The sequence below is a fragment of the Streptomyces sp. NPDC028711 genome (assembly GCF_055565415.1).
The window spans coordinates 626943-649856 of sequence record NZ_JBVHUJ010000003.1 but is presented as its reverse complement, the minus strand read 5'-3'; the positions used below and the strand labels follow the sequence as shown (position 1 = coordinate 649856).

19 protein-coding genes are annotated in these 22914 nt (G+C 73.4%); 13 read left to right on the top strand and 6 right to left on the bottom strand.

The genetic code is table 11. The features are described 5' to 3' along the window. Positions 1-18: 18 nt before the first annotated feature. The gene (locus ACZ4VK_RS13990) at positions 19-1251 is read right to left on the bottom strand and encodes an eCIS core domain-containing protein (protein ID WP_468351846.1); all 1233 of its coding nucleotides are present in this window, start codon (positions 1249-1251) and stop codon (positions 19-21) included. Between the two features lie 305 nt (positions 1252-1556). On the opposite strand from ACZ4VK_RS13990, the gene ACZ4VK_RS13985 reads away from it, so the two are divergent. Together ACZ4VK_RS13985 and argF are read left to right on the top strand one after the other, a co-directional pair. Continuing rightward, the gene (locus tag ACZ4VK_RS13985) at positions 1557-2792 is read left to right on the top strand and encodes an arginine deiminase (protein ID WP_468351844.1); all 1236 of its coding nucleotides are present in this window, start codon (positions 1557-1559) and stop codon (positions 2790-2792) included. A 129-nt stretch (positions 2793-2921) separates the two neighbouring features. Beyond that, entirely contained in the window at positions 2922-3932 is a 1011-nt protein-coding gene (gene argF, locus ACZ4VK_RS13980) for an ornithine carbamoyltransferase (RefSeq protein WP_468351842.1), read from the top strand. A 66-nt stretch (positions 3933-3998) separates the two neighbouring features. On the opposite strand, the gene ACZ4VK_RS13975 is transcribed toward argF, so the two are convergent. Next, positions 3999-4478: an ATP-binding protein gene (locus ACZ4VK_RS13975; protein ID WP_468351839.1), complete on the bottom strand. Its 480-nt coding sequence runs from the start codon at positions 4476-4478 to the stop codon at positions 3999-4001. A 244-nt stretch (positions 4479-4722) separates the two neighbouring features. Here ACZ4VK_RS13975 and ACZ4VK_RS13970 point away from each other — a divergent pair, with 244 nt between their 5' ends. Both ACZ4VK_RS13970 and ACZ4VK_RS13965 read left to right on the top strand, forming a co-directional pair. Beyond that, positions 4723-5550, top strand: coding sequence for an enoyl-CoA hydratase family protein (locus tag ACZ4VK_RS13970; RefSeq protein WP_468351837.1), 828 nt, complete (start codon positions 4723-4725; stop codon positions 5548-5550). Beyond that, positions 5535-7910: a bifunctional salicylyl-CoA 5-hydroxylase/oxidoreductase gene (locus tag ACZ4VK_RS13965; protein WP_468351835.1), complete on the top strand. Its 2376-nt coding sequence runs from the start codon at positions 5535-5537 to the stop codon at positions 7908-7910. Before ACZ4VK_RS13970 ends, ACZ4VK_RS13965 begins: the two co-directional genes overlap by 16 nt. Positions 7911-7933: 23 nt before the next feature. Here the strand turns inward: ACZ4VK_RS13965 and ACZ4VK_RS13960 are convergent, their stop codons facing one another. The 3 genes from ACZ4VK_RS13960 to ACZ4VK_RS13950 all read right to left on the bottom strand — a co-directional run bounded on the left by ACZ4VK_RS13960 (position 7934) and on the right by ACZ4VK_RS13950 (position 11697). Continuing rightward, entirely contained in the window at positions 7934-9031 is a 1098-nt protein-coding gene (locus ACZ4VK_RS13960; RefSeq protein ID WP_468351833.1) for a peptidoglycan-binding domain-containing protein, read from the bottom strand. A gap of 154 nt (positions 9032-9185) precedes the next feature. Then, positions 9186-10052, bottom strand: coding sequence for a PaaX family transcriptional regulator (locus tag ACZ4VK_RS13955; protein ID WP_468351831.1), 867 nt, complete (start codon positions 10050-10052; stop codon positions 9186-9188). A gap of 4 nt (positions 10053-10056) precedes the next feature. Beyond that, positions 10057-11697, bottom strand: a complete 1641-nt coding sequence (locus tag ACZ4VK_RS13950; RefSeq protein ID WP_468351829.1) for an AMP-binding protein — start codon at positions 11695-11697, stop codon at positions 10057-10059. A 186-nt stretch (positions 11698-11883) separates the two neighbouring features. Between ACZ4VK_RS13950 and ACZ4VK_RS13945 the strand changes: the two genes are divergently transcribed. From ACZ4VK_RS13945 to ACZ4VK_RS13935, 3 genes are all read left to right on the top strand, one after another. Beyond that, entirely contained in the window at positions 11884-13041 is a 1158-nt protein-coding gene (locus ACZ4VK_RS13945) for an acyl-CoA dehydrogenase family protein (RefSeq protein ID WP_468351827.1), read from the top strand. Next, positions 13038-13451, top strand: a complete 414-nt coding sequence (locus tag ACZ4VK_RS13940) for a RidA family protein (RefSeq protein WP_468351825.1) — start codon at positions 13038-13040, stop codon at positions 13449-13451. Before ACZ4VK_RS13945 ends, ACZ4VK_RS13940 begins: the two co-directional genes overlap by 4 nt. Positions 13452-13544: 93 nt before the next feature. After that, positions 13545-15092 carry an MFS transporter gene (locus tag ACZ4VK_RS13935; RefSeq protein WP_468351823.1) on the top strand — a complete coding sequence of 516 codons (1548 nt, stop codon included), beginning with the start codon at positions 13545-13547 and terminating at the stop codon, positions 15090-15092. A 9-nt stretch (positions 15093-15101) separates the two neighbouring features. Here the strand turns inward: ACZ4VK_RS13935 and ACZ4VK_RS13930 are convergent, their stop codons facing one another. Then, on the bottom strand, positions 15102-15860 hold the full coding sequence (locus tag ACZ4VK_RS13930; RefSeq protein WP_468351821.1) for a dienelactone hydrolase family protein: 759 nt from the start codon (positions 15858-15860) through the stop codon (positions 15102-15104). A 237-nt stretch (positions 15861-16097) separates the two neighbouring features. On the opposite strand from ACZ4VK_RS13930, the gene ACZ4VK_RS13925 reads away from it, so the two are divergent. The 6 genes from ACZ4VK_RS13925 (at position 16098) to ACZ4VK_RS13900 (ending at position 22849) form a co-directional block, all read left to right on the top strand. Then, complete coding sequence (locus ACZ4VK_RS13925; RefSeq protein WP_468352072.1) at positions 16098-17588, top strand: ABC transporter substrate-binding protein; 1491 nt, start codon at positions 16098-16100, stop codon at positions 17586-17588. An 85-nt stretch (positions 17589-17673) separates the two neighbouring features. Beyond that, positions 17674-19530: an ABC transporter permease subunit gene (locus tag ACZ4VK_RS13920; protein WP_468351819.1), complete on the top strand. Its 1857-nt coding sequence runs from the start codon at positions 17674-17676 to the stop codon at positions 19528-19530. Then, positions 19511-20473 (top strand): ABC transporter ATP-binding protein, encoded by a 963-nt coding sequence (locus ACZ4VK_RS13915; protein ID WP_468351817.1) that lies wholly within the window; start codon positions 19511-19513, stop codon positions 20471-20473. The genes ACZ4VK_RS13920 and ACZ4VK_RS13915 overlap by 20 nt, the downstream gene beginning before the upstream one ends. Further along, the gene (locus ACZ4VK_RS13910; RefSeq protein ID WP_468351815.1) at positions 20470-21144 is read left to right on the top strand and encodes an ATP-binding cassette domain-containing protein; all 675 of its coding nucleotides are present in this window, start codon (positions 20470-20472) and stop codon (positions 21142-21144) included. Before ACZ4VK_RS13915 ends, ACZ4VK_RS13910 begins: the two co-directional genes overlap by 4 nt. After that, positions 21057-22364, top strand: coding sequence for an MFS transporter (locus tag ACZ4VK_RS13905; protein ID WP_468352070.1), 1308 nt, complete (start codon positions 21057-21059; stop codon positions 22362-22364). The genes ACZ4VK_RS13910 and ACZ4VK_RS13905 overlap by 88 nt, the downstream gene beginning before the upstream one ends. A gap of 44 nt (positions 22365-22408) precedes the next feature. After that, the gene (locus tag ACZ4VK_RS13900; RefSeq protein WP_468351813.1) at positions 22409-22849 is read left to right on the top strand and encodes a hypothetical protein; all 441 of its coding nucleotides are present in this window, start codon (positions 22409-22411) and stop codon (positions 22847-22849) included. Positions 22850-22914: the final 65 nt, after the last annotated feature.

Here is a 22914-nt window from a genome sequence, read left to right as displayed (position 1 = left end):
CCCGTGGAACGCGGGCGCTTACGGCTGCTGCAGCTGTGCAATTCTGGCATCAACAAATTCCACAGCAACGTCCGCTTGGAAGCCACTTCCTCCGATGTGGAGATCCAGGAAGTGCATGACTCCGCCGTTGATGACCCCCTGAAGGTCGTTGACCTTCGCCTTCTTGGCCTTCAGGAGACTTTCCCTGATCCCCTGAAGCTGGGGCAACGTGAGACCCCGGATCTCATTGTCGAAAATCGTATCCCCTCCCGGCTTCCCAATCTGCCAGCGCGTACCGGTGACGAAGTCCATTCTGACAGCCCAGCCAACCTTGTCCGAACCCCCGTCGGAAAATGTGAGGCGCCCTGCTGCTTCGGCGCCGGCGATTTGGCTGCCCAGGCCCTGTTTATTGAATTCTTCCAGAGCCTTCACTGCTTTGGTGTACCCGGAAGGGGGTTTAACCAACGTCCCTCCACCGAATACCTTGTAGACGTGATTGCCTACCTTGTGCACCCCCAGTGACGCCTCTCGTGAGTCGAATGTCTGGCCGATCACCTGTGGCTCCTGGTCGGGAAATTTGATTGTCTTCGCGGCTGGAGCGGTCGCGACAGCGGTGGTTTGGGGTGCTTTACTGTTCTTCTTTCCGCTGTTCTTGTCGCGTGCTCGCTGAATCGCCGCTGCCGAGTGTTCTGGTGTGTCACCGGCCGATCGCACCGCCGAGGGTTCACCAGCCATGACTCTCGCCGCATTGGCTTCGGCTTCGCGTTCGAAGCGGTCGCCGGGGTCGGAGATGCTGAGGCCGTTGCCGTTGTTGGTGCCGGAGACGGGGCCCTGGCGCTGCTGGACGACATGGGTGAGTTCGTGGGCGAGGGTGTGTTTGTCGCCCCCACCGTCGCCGATGACGACGTTGCTGCCACTGGTGTAAGCGCGAGCGCCGACTTCGGCGGCGGAAGCGCGGGCGGAGCTGTTGTCGTGGATGCGGACGTCGGAGAAGTCGGCGCCAAGGCGGGCTTCCATCTCCTCGCGGAGCGGGGCGTCCATGGGGCGGCCGGTTCCGGCGAGGACATCGTGGACGGCGGAACGCTGAACGGCGGGCCGGCCGGGGGAGTCCTGCTGGTGGCCGCAGCCCGCGCCGTGCACGTGCTGTTCCTGCGTGTGGTCCTCGCGCTGGACGGAAGGCTGGGCATAAGGGTGACCGGAACGCTGAAGCATCCGCACAACGGCGGTGTTGCCCGCGTTGCGCTGAAGCGCCAGGAGGCCGGCAGCGTCCACCGGCTCGGGCTTCCGGGGGCTGGGGGCCTGGGCGGCAGCCGTCTGATCAGAGCGGCGTTCATGCTGTACCAACGGAAGAACCTTTCAGCGAAGGGACACAGCCCACACCACCCTGTCGCGACCCCCTGCCGCCAGGTCTGTAAGGGCAATCGCTCGGGCACAGGTCCCGGCCTTCCGAACACGCGACACGTCCCTGCCGCACCCACCAGGCGTCGGTGCCCGGATCCGCGCCATCGTCACGGCGCCCACCCCCGCCTCCTCCGAAACCTGGGCCTCGGACGCCCGGCTCCGTCAGGATGGAGCGCATGGGATTCCACGTCGATTCCGAGACCGGGCGGCTGCGCCGCGTCATCCTGCACCGGCCCGATCTGGAGCTGAAGCGGCTCACGCCCACCAACAAGGACGCCCTCCTCTTCGACGACGTGCTGTGGGTGCGCCGGGCCCGGCAGGAGCACGACGGGTTCGCGGACGTGCTGCGTGACCGGGGAGTGGAGGTGCACCTCTTCGGGGACCTCCTGAGCGAGGCCCTCGAGGTGCCGGCCGCCCGCGCGCTCGTGCTCGACCGGGTCTTCGACGAGAAGGCGTACGGGCCGCTCGCCGCCGATCACCTACGGGAGGCGTTCGACTCGCTCGACGCGGTCGCGCTGCGGGAGGCGCTCGTGGGCGGCATGACGAAGCGGGAGTTCCTCGCGGCGCACCGCGAGCCGACCTCGGTCCGTTTCCACGCCCTGGACCTGGACGACTTCCTCCTCGGCCCGCTGCCGAACCACCTCTTCACCCGGGACACCTCGGCCTGGATCTACGACGGCGTCTCGATCAACGCGATGCGCTGGCCGGCCCGGCAGCGCGAGACCGTCCACTTCGAGGCGATCTACAAACACCATCCGCTCTTCACCGGCCCCGAGGCGGGCGTCTTCCACCACTGGTCGGAGGGGCAGGCCGACTACCCGTCGACCATCGAGGGCGGGGACGTCCTGGTCATCGGCAACGGCGCCGTGCTCATCGGGATGAGCGAGCGGACGACCCCGCAGGCGGTGGAGATGCTGGCCAGGGGCATGTTCGCGGCCGGTTCGGCGCGCGCGATCGTCGCGCTCGACATGCCGAAGCGGCGTGCGTTCATGCACCTGGACACGGTGATGACGATGGTCGCCGAGGACACGTTCACCCAGTACGCGGGGCTCGGGATGCTCCGCTCGTACACGATCGAACCGGGGGCGGACGAGGGCCATCCCCTCCGGGTCACGGACCATCCGCCGGAGCAGATGCACAGCGCCATCGCCGAGGCGCTCGGCCTCCGGGAGATCCGGGTCCTGACGGCGACGCAGGACGTGCACGCGGCCGAGCGCGAGCAGTGGGACGACGGGTGCAACGTGCTGGCCGTGGAGCCGGGCGTGGTCGTCGCGTACGAGCGGAACGCCACGACCAACACACATCTGCGGAAGCAGGGCATCGAGGTGATCGAGATCCCGGGCAGCGAGCTGGGCCGGGGGAGGGGCGGGCCGCGCTGTATGAGCTGCCCGGTGGTGCGGGACGCCGCCTGAGCACAGGAGGGCCGTGCGGGAGGAGGTCCGGGTCACCACAGGGGGGCTGTATATAAATGTTGACGTGCGTATACACTTCCAACGTCCCTGACCGCCCGTCCTCCGACCGTACCCATAGGAGCGCGTCCCATGGCCACAGACCTCATCGGCCGCCACTTCCTCAAGGAGCTGGACTTCACCGCCGAGGAGTTCCGCGCCCTGATCGCGCTCTCGGCCGAGCTCAAGGCCGCCAAGAAGGCGGGCACCGAGGTCCAGCGGCTGCGGGGCAGGAACATCGCCCTGATCTTCGAGAAGACCTCCACCCGCACGCGCTGCGCCTTCGAGGTCGCCGCCGCCGACCAGGGCGCCTCCACCACCTACCTGGACCCCTCCGGGTCCCAGATGGGCCACAAGGAGTCGGTCAAGGACACCGCCCGCGTCCTCGGCCGGATGTTCGACGGCATCGAGTACCGGGGTGACAGCCAGGCCGCCGTCGAGGAGCTCGCCGCCTTCGCGGGCGTCCCGGTCTTCAACGGGCTCACCGACGACTGGCACCCCACCCAGATGCTCGCCGACGTGCTCACCATGACCGAGCACACGGACAAGCCCCTGGACGCGGTCACCTTCGCGTACCTCGGTGACGCCCGCTTCAACATGGGCAACTCCTACCTGGTCACCGGCGCCCTGCTCGGCATGGACGTACGGATCGTCGCCCCCGAGGCGTACTGGCCGGCCGAGGACGTCGTCGCCGCCGCCCGCAAGCTCGCGGAGGTCAGCGGCGCGACCGTCACCCTCACCGAGGACGTGGCGGAGGGGGTCAGGGGCGCCGACTTCGTGGCCACCGACGTCTGGGTCTCCATGGGCGAGCCCAAGGAGGTCTGGGACGAGCGGATCGCCGCCCTCGCCCCGTACTCCGTGACCATGGACGTGCTGCGCGCCACCGGGAACCCGGACGTCAGGTTCCTGCACTGCCTGCCGGCCTTCCACGACCTGGGCACGGCGGTCGGGCGGGACATCCACGCCCGGCACGGCCTGACCGAGCTGGAGGTCACCGACGAGGTCTTCGAGTCGGCCCACTCGGTCGTCTTCGACGAGGCCGAGAACCGGATGCACACCATCAAGGCGGTCCTGGTCGCGACACTGGCGGGGCCTGCGGCCTAGTTCCGCGTGCCGGGCGCCCATCCATGCCGCCCGGTCGCCTGCGAGCGCCCGTCGCTCCCGCCCCCGTCACGGCCCCGGACGCCGCTGGGCCGGTATCCCCGGCAGGGTGAACCAGACCGCCTTGCCCTGGGCGGTGGGGCGGTGTCCGCAGTCGCTGCTGAGCGCGCGGATGAGGAAGAGCCCGCGGCCGTGCTCCTGCCACGGGTCGATCTCGGTCTCCGGGTCCGGGCAGACGAGCTCGCCGGGGCCGGCGGGCTGGGAGTCGTGGACCTCGATCTGGCAGCCGCCGGGCCCCGGGAGCAGCTCGACGACGAGTTCGATGGGGCCGCGGCCGCCGGTGTGCTCGACGGCGTTGGCGACGAGCTCGGCGGTGAGGAGCTCCGCCGTGTCACGGTCGGGGCGGTCGCCGGCCCCGGGGCCGATCTCGGTCAGCGCGGTACGGATGAGCGCGCGGGCGATGGGCACGGCGGCGGTGGTGTGGGGCAGCCGGATGCGCCGGGAGGCGGCCGCGCGTACGTCGGCCGTGGGTCCGCTGGCTTCGGGCATGGGGGCAGGGCTCCCTTCACCCCGTGGGGGCGGGCGGTGCGGACGAGCGGGCGGGGCGTCCCGAGACGTCCTGGTTTCAACCTTACGGTGCGCAATTCTTCTCGCCAGGGGCACCCCTCCCCCAGGGACAGGGTCTTTCGTCACCTCCTGCCCAGGACCTACGGATGCCCACCTCTATCGCGTGCTCGTGACGACAGTCACAGTACGGTGATACCCTCCGAACGGAGGAAGGAGGCCCTTCCGCATGAGCCCGTTCACCGGCTCCACGCCCCGCACCGCGGACTGGCGGCATCTGCGCCTCGTCATCGACCGGGGCGTCGCCACCGTCACCCTCGCCCGCCCCGCGAAACTCAACGCCCTCACCTTCGGCGCCTACGCCGACCTGCGTGACCTCCTCGCCGAGCTCTCCCGCGAGCGGACCGTCCGCGCCCTCGTCCTCGACGGCGAGGGGCGCGGCTTCTGCTCCGGCGGGGACGTCGACGAGATCATCGGCGCCACCCTCTCCCTCGACACCGCCCAGCTCCTCGACTTCAACCGGATGACCGGCCAGGTCGTCCGGGCCCTCCGCGAATGCCCGTTCCCGGTCGTCGCCGCCCTCCACGGCGTCGCCGCCGGTGCCGGGGCCGTCCTCGCCCTCGCCGCGGACTTCCGGATCGCCGACCCCACCACCCGTTTCGCCTTCCTCTTCACCCGCGTGGGCCTCTCCGGCGGCGACATGGGCGCGGCGTATCTGCTGCCCCGGGTCGTCGGACTCGGGCACGCGACCCGGCTCCTCATGCTGGGCGACCCCGTCCACGCCGAGGAGGCCGAGCGCATCGGCCTGCTCTCCGAGCTCACCGAGGAGGGCGGGGCGGCCGAGCGGGCCACCGCACTCGCCCGCCGTCTCGCCGACGGCCCGGCGCTTGCCCTCGCCCAGACCAAGGCCCTGCTCACCGCCGAGCTCGACATGCCGCTCGCTGCCTCGATCGAGATGGACGCGGCCACCCAGGCACTCCTGATGAACGGCGCCGACTACGCCGAGTTCCACGCCGCCTTCACCGAGAAACGGCCCCCGAAATGGCAGGGCCGCTAGCCATGGCCGGTCAGCCGGTCATGGCGGGGCCGGCGGCCCCGGCGGACTCGCAGGCCATAGCAGGCCCGCCGGCGCCGGCGGACTCGCGAGCCACGGCGGAGCCACCGGCCACGCCCGGGCCCTCGCGGATCGCCGTCGTCGGCGGCGGCCCCGGCGGGCTCTACGCCGCCGCCCTGCTCAAGCGGCTCGACCCCGCCCGCGACGTCACCGTCTGGGAGCGGAACGCGCCCTCCGACACCTTCGGCTTCGGCGTCGTCCTCTCCGACGAGACCCTCGGCGGCATCCGGGACGCCGACCCCGTCGTGTACGAGGCACTCCGCCGCGACCTGGTCCGCTGGGACGACATCGACGTCGTCCACCGGGGTCACCGCACCCGTTCCACCGGCCACGGCTTCGCCGCCCTCGGCCGCCGCCGGCTCCTGGAGATCCTCCACACCCGCTGCACCGACCTGGGCGTACGGCTCCGCTTCCGCACCGAGGCCCCGCCCGCCGCCGCCCTCGCCGCCGGCCACGACCTGGTCGTCGCCGCCGACGGCGTCCACAGCGGCACCCGCGAGACCCATGCCGCGCACTTCCGCCCCAGGATCACCACCCACCGCTGCCGCTACATCTGGCTCGCCGCCGACTTCGCCTTCGACGCCTTCCGCTTCGAGACCGCCGAGACCGAGTACGGCGTGATGCAGCTGCACGCCTACCCCTACGAGGCCGGTGCCTCCACGGCCATCGTCGAGATGCGCGAGGAGGTCTGGCGGGCGGCCGGTTTCGACGAGCTCGACGAGGCCGAGTCCACCGTCCGCTGCGCGAAGATCTTCTCCGAGGCGCTCGGCGGCCGGGAGCTCCGCTCGAACAACTCCGCCTGGACCGCGTTCCGTACCGTCGTCAACGACCACTGGTCGTACGGCAACACCGTGCTCATCGGCGACGCCGCCCACACCGCGCACTTCTCCATCGGCTCCGGCACCAAACTGGCCGTCGAGGACGCCCTGGCCCTCGCGCGGAGCATCGGTCGCCACCCCGCCCTCCCGGACGCCCTCGCCGCCTACGAGGCCGAGCGCCGGCCGGTCGTCGCCTCCACCCAGCGCGCGGCCGCCGCCAGCCTCCACTGGTTCGAGGAGCTCGCAGGCCGGGTCGACCGGCCGCCCCGCAGGTTCGCCTTCGACCTCCTCACCCGCAGCCGCCGCGTCACCCACGCCAACCTGCGGCTCCGCGACCCGGCCTTCACCGCCGCCGTCGAGGCCGACTTCGGCTGCCCGCCCGGCACCCCGCCGATGTTCACCCCGTTCCGGCTCCGCGGACTCACCCTGCGCAACCGGATCGTCGTGTCTCCCATGGACATGTACGTCGCCGAGGACGGCGTCCCCGGCGACTTCCACCTCGTCCACCTGGGCGCCAGGGCCCTCGGCGGCGCCGGACTCGTCATGACCGAGATGGTCTGCGTCAGCCCCGAAGGCCGTATCACCCCCGGCTGCACCGGCCTCTGGACCGGCGAGCAGGCCGCCGCCTGGACCCGGATCGCCGACTTCGTCCACACCTCCGCCCCCGGCACCGCGCTCGGCGTCCAGCTCGGCCACTCCGGCCGCAAGGGCTCCACCCGGCGCATGTGGGAGGGCATCGACCAGCCGCTGCCCGAGGGCAACTGGCCGCTGGTCGCCGCCTCACCCCTCCCGTACCGGCCCGGCGTCAACCAGACCCCGGGCGCCCTCGACCGAGCCGGACTCACCGCCGTACGCGAGGAGTTCACGGCCGCGGCCCGGCGCGCGGCCCGCTGCGGCTTCGACCTCCTCGAACTGCACTGCGCCCACGGATACCTGCTCTCCGGCTTCCTCTCCCCGCTCACCAACCACCGCACCGACGCCTACGGCGGCGACCTCGACGGCCGGCTGCGCTACCCCCTGGAGGTCTTCGACGCGGTACGGGAGGTGTGGCCGGCCGGCCGCCCCATGACCGTCCGCATCTCGGCCACCGACTGGGCCGAGGGTGGCACGACCGACGCGGAGGCCGTCGCCATCGCCCGCGCCTTCACGGACCGGGGCGCCGACGCGATCGACGTCTCCACCGGCCAGGTCGTCCCCGACGAGACCCCCGCCTACGGCCGCTCGTACCAGACGCCGTACGCCGACCGCATCCGCAACGAGGTCGGGGTCCCGGTGATCGCGGTGGGCGCGATCTCCTCCTGGGACGACGTCAACTCCCTGCTCCTGGCGGGCCGCGCCGACCTCTGCGCCCTGGCCCGCCCCCACCTCTACGACCCGCACTGGACCCTGCACGCGGCGGCCGAGCAGGACTACCAGGGCCCGGCCGCCCCGTGGCCCGCCCCGTACCGCGCGGGCTCCCGTCGCCCCCCGACCGGCAGGGCCTGACGGCCGGACGCCGCGCCGGCACGTCAGAGCGAGAGGGCGCTCCACGTCTGAGGACCGACGACGCCGTCGACGACGATGGCGAGGCGGGCCTGGAACTTGCGGACGTGGGCCTCCGTGACGGGACCGAAGACCCCGTCGACCGCGAGGGCCTGGACGTTCGGCACGCGGGCGTTCAACAGCCGCTGGAGTCTGCGGACCGCCGGGCCGCGCGAACCGCTGCTCAGGGCCGGCGTCCCGGCTGCGGCCTCCTGTGCCAGCTCGCCGCCGGTCAGCATGCCCCAGGTCTGCGGACCCGCGACGCCGTCGACCTCGATCTCGACCCGGCGCTGGTACACGCGGACACGCTCGTCCGTCACGGAACCGAAGTCACCGTCGACCTCCAGGGGCAGGAGGTCCGGCACATGGGCGTTCAGCAGCCGCTGCAGCTTGTCCACCGCTGCTCCGTGGGAGCCCCTGCTCAGGGTGGGCGTGCCGATGCCGTCGTCCACGGGGGGAGGCGTGCCGCCGCCCGGGGTTCCCACCGGCTGGACGTCCAGGTACATCACGTACTGCCCCAGGTCTCCGTCATCGTCCGTACCGGTGCAGAGGATCTCGTCGGTGAAGTGCAGGACGCGCGGGTCGTCGGAGCGCTGGCGGATCCGGCGCCGGCTGTTCGCGTCCAGCAGCCTGTCCTTCGGGATGAAGACGGCCGCCGGGTTGAACGGGTTGTCGTCGAGGCCGAGGAGGTCGCTCACGCCCTCGACCAGGGCCTCCGAGAGGAGCTGGATGAAGGGCTTGAGCACGACACCGGCGCCGCCGGTGAACTTGGCGACGGCCGCGGTCGCCGCCGCGGAGATGGCATTGGCGACGGCCTGCTTCTCCTGCTCCGCGTCACCGGCGTCCACCTGCACGAGTGCGAGCGACACGCTGAGATCCTTCGCCGGTCCGGAGTACAGCAGACGCTGGGCGCTGAAGATCCTCAGCCCCGGAGGACCGAACTTCAGCTCGCCGGTCTCCGGGAACTTCAGCGGCGGTTGCGGAGTCGTCCCGGGGATCACCTGGACGCTGCCGACGATGTCGTCTTCCTCTTCTTGCCTGATCTGGCACTCAAGCCCTGTCCACACGACGTTCACGTCAGCCATGGCGCATCGGATCCCTGCACTCGGGGCCGGACGGCGCGGCTGATCCCCCATGGGCCGTGGCCGGCCGACCGTACGAAGTCCCGCGCCCCGCACTCCGTTCCCGTGGTCCGCGATGACGATGACGCGGTGGCCGGAATGCCTCCTACTGACGACTCTAGGCCTGGCGGGGAGATGTGTCCTGTCCCGGCGGCCGGTCCCCCGTCCACTCCCCGAAGAAGCCCCGCACGAACTCCGCGCCCCGGTCCCGCAGCAGCTCGTGCAGGGCCGTGAAGACCTCCGCCGAGCGTCTGCCCGGCCAGTCGTCCGGGAGGAGCTCCGCCGGGAGCACGGGGTCGGCGTACGGCAGCCGGCGCCAGGAGTCGAGGGCGAGGAGGTAGTCACGGTAGGCGTCCTCGGGGCCCGCGGGCGCCGTCCGCCAGGCCCGCAGCACCGGCTCGTGGGCCGTGAGGAACTCCTCGTGGAGCGCGGCGATCGCCGGCAGGTCCCACCAGCGGGCCGCCGCCCCGGCCGTCGCCGCGTACCCCAGGTGGTCGCCCCTGAAGAGATCCACGTACGGGGAGAGCTCCAGGCGCTCCAGGGCGTTCCTGGTCTCCTCGTACAGCCGCGCCGGTGCGATCCAGACGCCCGGCGCCGCCGTGCCGAAGCCGAGCCGGGCGAGCCGGGAGCGCAGCAGATGGCGCTTGTGCCGCTCGGCCTCGGGGACCGAGAAGACGGCGAGGACCCAGCCGTCGGAGAGCTTCGGCTCGGTACGGGCGTAGATGCGGCGGTCACCGTCGTCGAGGAGCCGGAGGGCGTCCTCGGAGAGGGCGTATCCGGCGGCGCCGTCCGCCGTCCGGCGCGGCAGCAGCAGCCCGCGCCGCTTCAGGCGCGACACCGAGGAGCGCACGGAGGGCGCGTCCACCCCGAGCACCGCGAGGAGCCGGATGAGCGCGGCCACCGGCACCGGCGACCCGTCGGGCGCACGACCGTACGCGCCGTACAGGGAGACGATGAGGGATCGGGGAGTGTGCTGCTCGGCCACGTGATCACTTTAGGGGGTGCCCGGACGGGGCGTCCCGCAGCCGGAAGCGCTGGAGCTTGCCCGTCGCCGTGCGCGGCAGCGCGTCGAGGAAGACGATCTCGCGGGGCGACTTGTACGGGGCGAGCCGGGCGCGGACGAAGGCCCGCAGCGCGGAGGCCGTGGTCGCGTCGCGCGGCACCCCGTCCCGTACCACCGTGTACGCCACGACGACCTGGCCGCGCAGCTCGTCAGGGCGGCCCACCACGGCGGTCTCCACCACGTCGGGGTGGTCGAGGAGTGCCTCCTCGACCTGCGGCCCCGCGATGTTGTAGCCGGCCGAGATGATCATGTCGTCGGCCCGTGAGACGTAGCGGAACCAGCCGTCGGGCTCGCGGACGTACGTGTCACCCGTGACGTTCCAGCCCTCCCGTACGTACTCGGACTGGCGGGGATCGGCCAGATAGCGGCAGCCCACGGGCCCGCGCACGGCGAGCAGTCCCTCCTGGCCGTCCGGCACGTCCCGGCCGTCGCGGTCCACGATCCTGGCCTGCCAGCCGGGCACCGGGAGGCCGGTGGTGCCGGGGCGGACGTCGCCGTCGGCGGCGGAGATGAAGATGTGGAGGAGTTCCGTGGCGCCGATGCCATTGATCAGGCGGAGGCCGGTCCGTGCGTACCAGGCCTTCCAGGTCGCCTCCGGCAGGTTCTCGCCGGCGGAGACGCAGCGGCGCAGCGATCCCACGTCCGGGGCGGTGCCCTGGGCCATCTCGCCGAGCATGACCCGGTAGGCCGTCGGGGCGGTGAAGAGCACCGACACCCGGTGCCGCTCGATCGCCGCGAGCAGCTGCTTCGGCCCGGCCTGTTCCAGCAGGACCGCGCTCGCCCCGGCCCGCAGGGGGAAGACGACGAGCCCGCCGAGGCCGAAGGTGAAGGCGAGCGGCGGCGAACCGGCGAACACGTCGTCGGGCAGCGGGCGCAGGACGTGCGCGGAGAAGGTGTCGGCGACGGCCAGGACGTCCCGGTGGAAGTGGACACAGCCCTTGGGCTGCCCGGTCGTGCCGGAGGTGAAGGCGATCAGGGCCACGTCGTCGGCGGCCGTCTCCACCGCCGGGTACGGGCCCTGGCGGCGGGCCGCGAGGGCGAGGAGGTCGTCCGGTCCTTCCCCGCCGAAGGGGGTGACGCGGAGCCCCGGGATCCGGGCCGCGAGGAGCTCGTCGACGGCGTGGGCGTCGCAGAGGGCGTGGGTGCAGCGGGCCGCCTCCGCCATGACGGCCAGCTCGGGGGCGCGCTGCTGCGCGAGGACGGTGACGGCGATCGCGCCCGCCTTCATCACGGCGAGCCAGCAGGCGGCGAGCCAGGGGGTGGTGGGGCCGCGCAGCAGGACCCGGTTGCCGGGCACGACCCGCAGGTCGGAGGTGAGGACGTGGGCGATGCGGTCGACCCGCTCCTGGAGCTCCCCGTAGCTCCAGACGCCGCCCTCGCCGTCGTGGAAGGCGGGCCGGTCGGCGCCGAATCGTTCCACCGTACGGTCGAGGAGCTCGGCGCCGCAGTTCAGCCGGTCGGGGTAGGCCAGCTCGGGGAGGTCGAAGAGGAGACGCGGCCACCGGTCCGGCGGCGGCAGCCGGTCGCGGGCGAAGGTGTCGAGGTGGGCCGAGGGTGTCAGCTCCATGAGTTCGTCCCCCTGTCGTGGTGGGGTCGCCCGTCGCTCCACGAGCGTATCGTGTTGGTGACGGCAGTCAACGGTTCGCGACAAGGGTGCCGGGGAGCACCCGGAGGACGGCGCCGGGCGGCGCCGGGACGCAGACGCCCGACGGCGCAGGGACGAGGACGCCCGAGGGCGTCGGAGAGGGCCCACATGCCCGCATTCTCGCTCGATACGGCACAGATCACCTGGTGTGCGGAGCTGCGCGCCCTCGCCGCCGAACGCCTGAGGCCCCTCGCCGAGAAGGGCGAACCCGGCCGGGTCAACCGCCCCCTCGTCGCCGCCCTCGGCGAACTGGGCCTCCTCGCCCGGCTCTTCGACGCGGGCGCCCTCGACCTCTGCCTCCTGCGCGAATCCCTCGCCAGGACCTGCACCGAGGCCGAGACCGCCCTCGCCCTCCAGGGCCTCGGCGGCCACCCCGTCGCCGCCTTCGGAAGCCCCGCCCAGCGCGCCCGCTGGCTCCCCGAGGTCACCGCCGGACGGGCCGTCGCCGCCTTCGCGCTCTCCGAACCGGGCGCCGGCTCCGACGCGGCCGCCCTCGCCCTCGACGCCGTCCCCGACGGACGCGGCGGCTGGCGCCTGCACGGCGAGAAGCAGTGGATCTCCAACGCACCCGAAGCCGACTTCGCCACCGTCTTCGCCCGCACCACCCGGGGCGCGGGCGCCCGGGGCGTCACGGCCTTCCTCGTCCCCGCCGACCGGCCGGGCCTCGGCGGCGAACCCCTCGACATGCTCGCCCCGCACGCCCTCGGCACCCTCACCTTCGACGGCGTCCCCGTCGGCCCCGAGGACCTCCTCGGGGCACCTGACCAGGGCTTCCGGGTCGCCATGCACACCCTCAACCTCTTCCGGCCCAGCGTCGGGGCCTTCGCCGTCGGCATGGCCCAGGCCGCCCTGGACGCCGCCCTCGCCCACACCGCCGCCCGCCCCGCCTTCGGTGGCCGGCTCGCCGACCTCCAGGCCGTCGCCCACCGGATCGCCGAGATGGCCACCCGCACCGAGGCCGCCCGCCTCCTCGTGTACGCGGCGGCCACCGCGTACGACGAGGGCGACCCGGATGTGCCCCGGCGCTCCGCCATGGCCAAACTGCTCGCCACCGAGACCGCCCAGTACGTCGTCGACGCCGCCGTCCAGCTCCACGGCGCCCGCGCCCTGCAACGCGGCCACCTCCTGGAACACCTCTACCGGGAGGTCCGCGCACCCCGGATCTACGAGGGGGCGACCGAGGTCCAGCGCACGATCATCGCGAAGGAGCTGTACGCGTCCCACCGGCGCACCGCCGACAGGAGCCAGGAGGAGCCGTCCCCATGAGCCTGCACCGGCACAACCCCGCCGAACTCTCCCCGCCCAGCGGCTTCTCCCACGCCGTCACCGCCACCGGAACCCGGCTGGTCTTCCTCGCCGGACAGACCGCCCTCGACACGGCGGGCACCGTCGTGGGGGACACCCTCACCGAGCAGTTCACCACCGCCCTCGCCAATCTCCTCACCGCCCTGCGGCACGCCGGCGGCACCCCCGCCGACCTCGCCCGCGTCACCGTCTACACCACCGACGTCGACGCGTACCGCGCCCACGCCCATGAACTGGGCCGCGTCTGGCGCCGCTTGGCGGGCCGCGACTACCCGGCGATGGCCGTCATCGGAGTCGTACGCCTCTGGGACGAACAGGCCCTCGTGGAACTCGACGGCTTCGCTGTCCTGGACGAGACGGCGCACGCTTGATCAACTGGTCACCCGTGCGGGCCGGGCTTAGTGTCGAAAGGTGGACTGACCGGCCCACGGATCACTCAGCAGGCGAAGCCCCGAGGCGCCACCATGAGTACTCCCCAGCCGACGACACCGGCACAGACCGCCACCCAGAGGAAAGGCAGCGACGGAAAGGGCATCGCCCTGTTCGTGATCGCGTCCTGCCAGCTCATGGTGGTCCTCGACATCACGATCGTGAACATCGCGCTCCCACACATCCAGAGCGCCCTGGACTTCTCCACGACCAGTCTGGCCTGGGTCGTCAACGCCTACACCCTCACCTTCGGCGGCCTGCTGCTGCTCGGCGGCCGCGCCGGCGACATCCTGGGCCGGCGGCGGGTCTTCATCTTCGGCGTGCTGCTCTTCGGACTCGCCTCGCTCTTCTGCGGACTCGCGCAGAGCGAATGGCAACTCCTCGCGGCCCGGGCACTCCAGGGCGTCGGCGGCGCCATCGCCTCGCCGACCGCGCTCTCCCTCATCACCACGACGTTCGAGGAAGGCCCGGAGCGCAACCGGGCCTTCGGCGTGTTCGCGGCCGTCTCGGCCGGCGGCAGCGCGATCGGCCTGGTCGCGGGAGGCGTGCTCGTCCAGTGGCTGGACTGGCGCTGGATCTTCTTCGTGAACGTCCCCATCGCCCTGCTCATCGCCTTCCTCACCCCCCGCCACGTCAAGGAGTCCGAGCGGCGCCCCGGCCACTTCGACTTCACCGGCGCCCTCACCTCGACGCTCGGCATGGTGGCGCTCGTCTACGGGTTCATCCGCGCCGCCCAGGAGGGCTGGCGCGACCCGTACACGATCGGCTCCTTCGCCGCGGCGGTGGTGCTCCTCGCCGTGTTCCTCCTCGTCGAACGGCGCTCCAGGCAACCCATCACGCCGCTGCGGATGTTCGGCGACCGCAACCGCTCCGGCACCTACGCCATCATGCTCTGCCTGGCGGCGGCGATCTTCGGGATGTTCTTCTTCCTCACGCTCTTCGTGCAACAGGTGCTGGACTTCAGCCCCTTGAGGACGGGCCTCGCGTTCCTGCCGGTGAGCGCGATCATCGCGGTCGCCGCGGGGCTCACGTCCACCCTGCTGCCCCGGTTCGGGCCGAAGCCCTTCATGGTGACGGGCTCGGTGCTCGCCGCACTCGGCCTCTCCTGGCTGACCCTGACCGACGTGGACTCCACCTATCTCGGCAGCATCCTCGGACCGATCCTCGTCTTCGGCTTCGGCATGGGCTTCATGTTCGTCTCGCTGACCATCATGGCGCTGTCGAACGTCGAACAGCGGGACTCCGGCGCCGCGTCCGGCCTGCTCAACGCCACGCAGCAGGTGGGAGGTTCGCTGGGCCTCTCGATCCTGGTCACGGTCTTCGGCACGGCCAGCCGCACGGAGGCGGACAAGCAGGTCCCCGCGTTCCTCTCCCAGGCGGGCCCGCTGGAGAAGTCCCAGTTCGCCAGGACCGGCCAGCTCCCGCCCCCGTGGGCCGACGAGGTGCTGACCTCCGGAGTCTCCGCGGGCTTCGTCACGGCGGCGGTGTTCGCCGTGGTCGGCGCTCTGGTCGCGCTCTTCGTGATCCAGGTCCGGGCCTCGGACATCGAACGCCTCAAGGGCGGGATGGTGCCGCCCGGCTGAGCGCCTGCCCTACTCCGTCGCCTTCTCCGTCACGGGCGTCCCGTCCGTGACGGGGACGCACTCCTCGAGCAGGCCGACGACATCGCGCCAGGCCCGCCGCGCGTGCACCGGGTGGTGGCCGACACCGGGAACCACCTCCTGGTCGACCGGCGGGTGGTGGAAGGCGTGCAGGGCGCCGCCGTAGACCGTGAGACGCCAGTCGACGCCCGCGGCCCGCATCTCCTCGGCGAAGGCGTCCCGTTGCGCGGCGGCCATGATCGGGTCCTCCGACCCGACCCCCACCCACACGGGGCAGCGGATGCGCGCCGCCTCGCCCGGCCGACCGGTGACCAGCGCGTTGATCGTCCCGATCGCCCGCAGGTCGACGCCGGCGCGCCCGAGCTCCAGTACGACGGCGCCCCCCGTGCCGTAGCCGATGGCGGCGATCCGGTCGGGGTCGGTCCGTGGTTCGGCGCGCAGCACGTCGAGGGCGGCGAAGCCGATGTCCCGCAACCGGTCGGGGTCGGCGAGCAGCGGCATCGCGCGCGCCAGCATCTCCTGGGGGTCGGTGAACCAGCGCCCGCCGCCGTGGAGGTCGAAGGCCAGGGCGACGTAACCGAGTTCGGCGAGGGCGTCGGCCCGGCGGCGCTGGAAGTCGTTGAGGCCCGCCCCTTCGGGTCCGATCAGGACCGCGGGCCGGCGTCCGGTACCGGAGGGGAGGGCGAGGTGCCCGATCATCGTGAGGCCGTCGGCCGGGTATTCGACCGTGCGTGTGGTGACAGTCGTCATGAGATCGGACTGTAGTGACGGCGGGATGGAGACGGGCGCGTCTTCGCCGTGGGCGGAACGTGCGTGCGGTGGCGGCGGGAGGACGGCGCGGATCCCGCGTAATGAAAACGATTGTCATACTGATATGGTCGGCGCACACCCGCTCGCCACGCCCTCCGAGGACCTCCCTTGCGCCGCCTGCCCGTACGCTCCGGCCTGCCCGGAAACAGCCCCGCACCCCGCTCCCGCCGCCGGGCGCTGACCGCCCTCGCCCTCACCGCCGCGGCCGCGACGCTCCTCACCGGCTGCTTCGCCGGCACGGGCGGCACCGGACGGGACGGAAGCGCCGGCGCCGGCCACGACGGACGCCTCCGCGTCGCCATGATGCAGCCGCCCCGGTCCGGCCTCTCCCCGCTCTCCGACGACGCCTTCAAGCTGTCCCGGTGGTCGACCGCCGAGACCCTCGTCCGGCTCGACCGCGACGGCAACGCCGTCCCCGCCCTCGCCACCGCCTGGCGGCAGACCGGCCCGACGTGGACCTTCACCCTGCGCGAGGGCGTGACCTTCCACGACGGGACGCCCCTCACCGCCGAGGCCGTCGTCCGCTCCCTGACCACCGCGGCCAAGGCCTCGCCCAAGCCCCGGATCCTCGACGGCGTCGTCCTCACCGCCCGGGCCACAGGACCCCGCACCGTCACCGTCACCACCGGCGTCGCCGACCCGCTCGTCCCCCAGCGGCTCAGCTCGCCGCAGCTGTCGATCCTCGCGGCCAAGGCCTACCGGGGCGGGACGGTGAACCCGGTCGGCGCGGGCACCGGGCCGTTCGTCCTGGTCCGCGCCGAGGGCGCCGCCGCGGCGACCCTCGACCGGTACGACTCCTACTGGGGCGGCCGCGCGAAGGCCTCCGGCATCGACGTGCGGTACGTCCCCGACGGCACCGCCCGGGCCGCCGCCCTGCGCAGCGGCGAGGCCGACATCGTCGAGGCCGTCCCCGTCTCCCAGGCCCGCCTCCTCGACCCGGAGCTGATCACCGAGGTCCCCATGCCCCGGACGAACACGCTCTACCTCAACACCCGCAAGGGCCCGTTCAAGGACCCGGCCCTCCGCGCCGCCGCCCGCGAGGCGGTGGACGCGCGCGCCCTCGTCGAGGGGGTGTACGAAGGCCGGGCCGACGTCGCCGCCGGACTCCTCGGCCCCGCCCTGCCCTGGGCGGCCGAACTCCGCACACCCGTCCGCCGCACCCAGGAACCCGCCGCCCCCAAGGGCGCCACGATCACCATCGGCACCTTCACCGACCGGGCCGAACTCCCCGAGGTCGCCCAGCTCCTCCAGCAGCAGCTCCAGAAGGCCGGCTTCACCGTGAAGCTCGACGTACGGGAGTACGCGACCATCGAGGCCGACGCGCTCGCCGGGAAGTTCGACGCCTTCGTCCTCTCCCGCGCCACGGTCCTCGACTCGGGCGACCCCGCCGCGTACCTGTACAGCGACTTCGCGGGCGACGGCTCCTTCAACATCGCCCAGCTCGCCGACCCCGCCGTCGACCGGGCGCTCACCACCGCCACCGGCACGGCGACCGGCGACGCCCGCCGCCGGGCCGTGATCGCCGCCGAGGCCGCCGTACTCGCCACCGACGCGGCCGTGCCGATGCTGCACGAACGCGTGATCCAGGGCGACGCGTCCACCGTCGTGGACGCCGCGCACGACCCGCGCGAACGCGAACTCGTGACCGTGGACACCCACATCCGGTGAGCTCCCCGTCGATGACCACCCTGGCCGCCCGGGCCCTGATGGCAAAGGCCCTGACGTTCAAAACCCTCCTGACGAAGGCCCGCCCATGAACCCCGCGAGCGCGCCCGGCCGGCGGCGCCCCGCCGACTCCCCGTCCCGCCGGCGCCCCGCCGACTCCCCGTCCCGCCGGCGCCCCGCCGGATCCCCAGCCCCCTGGCGGCCCGTCCTCGCGGCCGCCGGTGGACGAGGGGTCGCCCTGACCCTCCTCGTGGCCGTCGTCGGGCTGCTGCCGTGGCTCTCCGGTAAGGACCCCGCGCTCGGCCTGCTCCGCGCCCGGTCCGCCGAGCAGGCGCCCACGCCCGAGGCGCTCGCCGCCATCCGCGCCGATCTCGGCCTGGACGCCGGCCCTTTGGGGCTCCTCGGCGGCTGGGCCGCCGGGCTGCTCCGGGGTGACCTCGGCGTCTCCTGGGTCTCCGGCACCGACGTCGCGCCCGCCGTCCTGGGCGGCCTCGGGGTCTCGCTGACCCTGATGGGCGCGGCGCTCGTCGTCGCGACCCTCGTCGGGGCGCTGCTCGCCGCGCCCGCACTCGTACGAGGCCGGGCGACGACGGGCACCGTAGCCGCGGCGCTCACGTCGCTCCCCGAGTTCCTGCTCTCCCTCACGCTGCTGATCGTCGCCGGTGTATGGCTCGGCCTGCTGCCCACCTCCGGCTGGGCGGGACCGTCCCACATGGTGCTGCCCGCGCTGGCCCTCGGCGTCCCGGCGGGCGCGCTCCTCGGCCGGCTCGTCGCCGACGCCGTCCCCGCCGTCCTCGACGAGCCGTGGGTGGAGCTGTGGCGCGGCGCCGGCACAAGCCGCGCCCGGATCACGCGGGCCGCGCTCCGCCGCGCCCTGCCGCCGCTCGTCCCGCAGTTCGGACTCGTGGTCGTCGGGCTCACCGGCGGCGCCGTCGCCGTGGAGACGGTCTTCGCCGTCCCCGGCATCGGCCGTACGGCGCTCGGCGCGGCGAAGGCGCAGGACCTGCCGCTGCTCCAGGGCTGTGTGCTCGCCCTCCTCGTCCTCGGCCTCCTGGTCGGCGGCGCGGCCTCGCTCGTACGGCGCCGGCTGCTCGGCCCCGCGTTGCGCGAGGCGGGCCTGAGCCTGCCGCCGCCCCGGCCGACGCGGGTGTCCCCAGCGGTCCCGCTGCTCCTGGCCGCCGTGCTGGCGGGGGTGATCGGCTGGGGCCTGTTCCGCGACCCGTACGCCGTCGACGTCGCCTCCCGGCTCGCCGACCCGTCCGCCGCGCACCCGCTGGGCGCGGACGCGCTCGGCCGTGACGTCCTCGCCCGCCTCGGGCACGGCGCCGCCGCCACCGTCGGCACCGCCGCCGCGGTGACCGCGCTGAGCTGTGTGATCGCCCTCGCGCTCGGCTTCCTGCCGGGTACGGCGGCCGGGCTCTCGGACATCGCCAACGCCCTGCCCCCGGTGATCGTCGGGCTGCTCGTCGCCGCCGTGACCGGCCCCGGCGCGGGCACGGCGGCGCTCGCCGTCACCCTGATCTCCTGGCCGCCGCTCGCGGCCCACGCGGCCGCCCTGGCCCAGGAGGTCCGCGCCTCCCGCTTCCTCCAGGCCCAACGCGCCCTCGGCGCGGGCCCGTGGTGGATCGCGACACGGCACGTGCTGCCCTCGGTGGCGGGCCCGGTCGCCCGGCACGCGGTGCTGCGGCTGCCCGGCATCGCCCTCGCCCTCGCCTCGCTGGGCTTCCTCGGCCTCGGCGCCCAGCCGCCCTCGCCCGAGTGGGGCCTGCTCCTCGACGAGTCGGCCGACTACGTCGAACGGGCCCCCGTCGCCGCCCTCGCCCCGGCCGTGGCCCTCGCCCTGCTCGCCGCCCTCGCCGTCCGCCTCTCCCACGCCGCCCCGGCCCGCGTGAACTCCCGCACCACCCCCAGGAAGGCCCGCTCCGTTGCCGCCCCCGTCTCCTGAACCGCTCCTCTCCGTCGACGACCTCCGCGTCTCGTTCCCCGGGGCCGCCCCCGCCGGCGTCGAGGTCGTGCGCGGGATCGGATTCGAGGTGTCCGCGGGCGAGGTCTTCGCCCTGGTCGGCGAGTCCGGCGCGGGCAAGTCGCTGACGGCCCGCGCGCTGCTCGGCATGGCGCCCCGCACGGCGGCCGTCTCCGGCAGGATCCTGCTCCACGGCACCCCCGTCACCCCGGCCGACCTCGGCCGCCGCATCGCCCGGATCCCGCAGGACGCCCTGTCGGCCCTCTCACCCGTCCACCGGGTCGAGGACCAACTCGCCCTGGCCGTACGGTCCGTCCAGGGCCTCGGCCGTCGCGAGGCGCGCGCGGCCGCCCGTCGGGCGCTCGCCGACACCGGCCTCGCACCGGAGGCCGCCGCCGCGTACCCGCATGCCCTCTCGGGCGGCATGCGCCAGCGCGCCGTGATCGCCCTGGCCCTGGTCAACGAGCCCGACCTCGTCGTCGCCGACGAACCGACCACGGCCCTCGACCCCGACCGCCAGGAGCGGATCCTCACGCTCCTGAAGGAGCGGTGCGCGGCGGCCGGCGCCGCCCTGCTGCTCGTCACCCACGACCTGGAGGCGGTACGCCGCCACGCCGACCGGACGGCCGTCCTGTACGCGGGCCGGGTCACCGAACTCGGCCCCGTGGAACGCGTACTGGAGCGCCCGGCGGCCCCGTACACCCGGGCCCTCCTCGCCTCCCTCCCCACGGCCGGCCTGCCGCACCGCTCCCGGCTGCCCGTCCTCGCCGGAGCGCCACCGCTCCCGGGTGCCACGGGCGAGGGCTGCGCCTTCGCGCCCCGCTGCCCGGACGCCACCGCCCTCTGCCGGCGCGAGGACCCCCCACCGAGGACCGTCCACGGGCGCCGGGTCGCCTGCCACCACCCCCTCGGGGAGACCGCGTGAACGCCCTGCTCCAGGTCCGTGACCTCGTCGTACGGTACGGAGACCGCACCGCCGTCGACGGGGTGTCGTTCGACGTGGCGGCCGGCGAGACCGTCGGCCTCGTCGGCCCCTCCGGCTGCGGCAAGTCGACCACGGCCGCGGCCGTCCTGCGGCTTCTGCGCCCCGACGCGGGCTCGGTCCGGTTCGACGGCGTCGAACTCACGACCCTGCCGGAGCGCGAACTGCGCCCGCTGCGCCCCCGGTTCCAGCCGGTCTTCCAGGACCCGTACGGAGCGCTCAGCCCGCGCCGCCGCATCCGCGACCAGATCGCCGAACCCCTACGGGTGCACGGACGCTGGACGCGGGCCGAAGGACCCGCACGCGTCGCCGAACTCCTCGGTCTCGTCGGCCTCGACCCCTCGCACGGCGACCGGCTGCCCCACGAACTCTCCGGCGGGCAGTGCCAGCGCGCCGGGATCGCCCGCGCCCTGGCCACCGGCCCGGAACTCCTCGTCCTCGACGAGCCGACCTCCGCCCTCGACCCCTCCCTGCGCGCCGGCGTCCTCAACCTCCTGATGGACCTTCAGGACACCCTGGGAGTCGGCTGCCTCCTCATCTCCCACGACAGGGCGGCGGTGCGGCACACCTGCGACCGCGTCCTGACCATGCACGACGGAAAGCTCACCGCGTGACCCCCCTCGCCCGCCTGCTCATCTCCAGCCAGTTCGCCTTCAACGTGGGCTTCTTCGCCGTCCTCCCCTACCTCGCCGACCACCTCGGCGGCGCCCTCGGACTCGGCGGCGCGCTCGTCGGACTCGTCCTGGGCCTGCGGACGTTCAGCCAGCAGGGCCTGTTCGTCGTCGGCGGGGTCCTCACCGACCGGTACGGCCCCCGACCCCTGGTCCTGGTGGGCTGCGCCCTCCGGATCGCCGGCTTCGTCTGGCTTGCGTTCGCGTCGAGCGCCTGGACGGTGGTCGGAGCGGTCGTCCTCGTCGGCTTCGCCGCGGCCCTCTTCTCCCCGGCCGTCGAGTCCGAGATCGCCCGCGAGGCGCTCCGCGTCGAACGCGCCGGCGGCCCCCGCCGCACCCGGACCCTGGCCCGCTTCTCCGCCGGCGGACAGGCCGGCGCCCTCCTCGGCCCCGTCATCGGCGCGCTGCTCCTGTACGGGGCGGGCGAAGGCCACTTCCGCACCGCCTGCCTGGCCGGGGCGGGCGTCTTCGCCCTCGTCCTCGCCGCCGCCGTACGGCTGATGCCGCGCGGCGGCGGCCAGGAAAGGAGCCCGGGGGAGTGGCGGGCGGTCCTCGGCGAGCGGCGCTTCCTCCGCCTCGCCCTCGCGTACGCGACCTACCTCCTCGCCTACAACCAGCTCTACTTGGCCCTCCCCGCCGAACTGGACCGCGCCACCGGCTCCCAGGCCGCCCTCGGCTGGCTGTTCGCCCTCTCCTCGGCGCTCGTCGTGTTCGGCTCGGGCCCCCTGGAACGGCTCGCGTCCGCCCGGCTCGACAGCACGGCCATGATCCGCGCGGGACTGCTCCTGACGTCCGCCGCGTTCGCCGCGACGGCGGCCCTCAGCTCGTACGGGGGCCTCGGAGCGGCGGTCACCTTCACCGTCCTCCTCACCCTCGGCCAGATGCTGATCCTGCCCGCGACCCGCGCCCTCCTCCCGGACCTGGTGAACGAACGCCACCTGGGCCTGGCCACCGGCGCCCTCTCCTCCCTGGCAGGCCTGGCGGTCCTCGCCGCGTCACCCCCGACGGGCGCCCTCCTGACCCACCCGGGCCCCACCCCCTGGCTCCTCCTCGCAACCACCCCCCTCCTCGGCCTCACCCTCGTACCAACCAGCCCCCACACCCCCAAGACCACCCGCCCCGCCCGAGCACCCCACGAAACGGCCGACAGGGACGCCGTCTAGTGACGCCCAGGGTTTCTGCGGGTGAGGCTCGGTAGGGTCGGGCCGTGCACCCGGACAAGAGCGGCCCTGTCGATCCGGCACCTGTCCTGAACTGGCAGGACGGCTCCACCCTGCGCTGGATCGATCGGCCCGAGGAGGTCGATGCCGCGTTCGGCCGGGACGATCCGCTCGTCGGGGTGGCTGTGATCGCGCTCGCTCTCAACCATCCGGAGGCGGACGCGATTCTGCCCCGAGTCGCCATGGCGCTGGAGGCCGAGGACCCGGAGGTCCGCCGCCAAGGTGTCGTCGCTCTGGCACACGTCGCCCGTCTGCATCGGACCGTTGATCGACGATCTCTCGATCTCCTGCGCGGTTGCCCGCGTGGCAACGAGGCCGATGACGACCTCTGGTCCTTCATCGCGCACCGACGACTTCCATGGTGGCTCTGGCGACACCACTTCTCGGAGCGGTTGACCTGGTTGTGCCGGGACAGATGGCGGGACTGACGTTCCGGCGGCAGGCGCCGCGGACGCACCAGGGACGAGCCCGCCACCGTCATTGGCATCTCGAT

What these genes read in the sequence shown, in the direction of transcription:
- ACZ4VK_RS13985 (WP_468351844.1), top strand. Translation starts at nt 1,557, where the DNA reads ATGGGATTCCACGTCGATTCCGAGACCGGGCGGCTGCGCCGCGTCATC.
- argF (WP_468351842.1), top strand. Translation starts at nt 2,922, where the DNA reads ATGGCCACAGACCTCATCGGCCGCCACTTCCTCAAGGAGCTGGACTTC.
- ACZ4VK_RS13975 (WP_468351839.1), bottom strand. Translation starts at nt 4,478, where the DNA reads ATGCCCGAAGCCAGCGGACCCACGGCCGACGTACGCGCGGCCGCCTCC.
- ACZ4VK_RS13970 (WP_468351837.1), top strand. Translation starts at nt 4,723, where the DNA reads ATGAGCCCGTTCACCGGCTCCACGCCCCGCACCGCGGACTGGCGGCAT.
- ACZ4VK_RS13965 (WP_468351835.1), top strand. Translation starts at nt 5,535, where the DNA reads ATGGCAGGGCCGCTAGCCATGGCCGGTCAGCCGGTCATGGCGGGGCCG.
- ACZ4VK_RS13960 (WP_468351833.1), bottom strand. Translation starts at nt 9,031, where the DNA reads ATGGCTGACGTGAACGTCGTGTGGACAGGGCTTGAGTGCCAGATCAGG.
- ACZ4VK_RS13950 (WP_468351829.1), bottom strand. Translation starts at nt 11,697, where the DNA reads ATGGAGCTGACACCCTCGGCCCACCTCGACACCTTCGCCCGCGACCGG.
- ACZ4VK_RS13945 (WP_468351827.1), top strand. Translation starts at nt 11,884, where the DNA reads ATGCCCGCATTCTCGCTCGATACGGCACAGATCACCTGGTGTGCGGAG.
- ACZ4VK_RS13940 (WP_468351825.1), top strand. Translation starts at nt 13,038, where the DNA reads ATGAGCCTGCACCGGCACAACCCCGCCGAACTCTCCCCGCCCAGCGGC.
- ACZ4VK_RS13935 (WP_468351823.1), top strand. Translation starts at nt 13,545, where the DNA reads ATGAGTACTCCCCAGCCGACGACACCGGCACAGACCGCCACCCAGAGG.
- ACZ4VK_RS13930 (WP_468351821.1), bottom strand. Translation starts at nt 15,860, where the DNA reads ATGACGACTGTCACCACACGCACGGTCGAATACCCGGCCGACGGCCTC.
- ACZ4VK_RS13920 (WP_468351819.1), top strand. Translation starts at nt 17,674, where the DNA reads ATGAACCCCGCGAGCGCGCCCGGCCGGCGGCGCCCCGCCGACTCCCCG.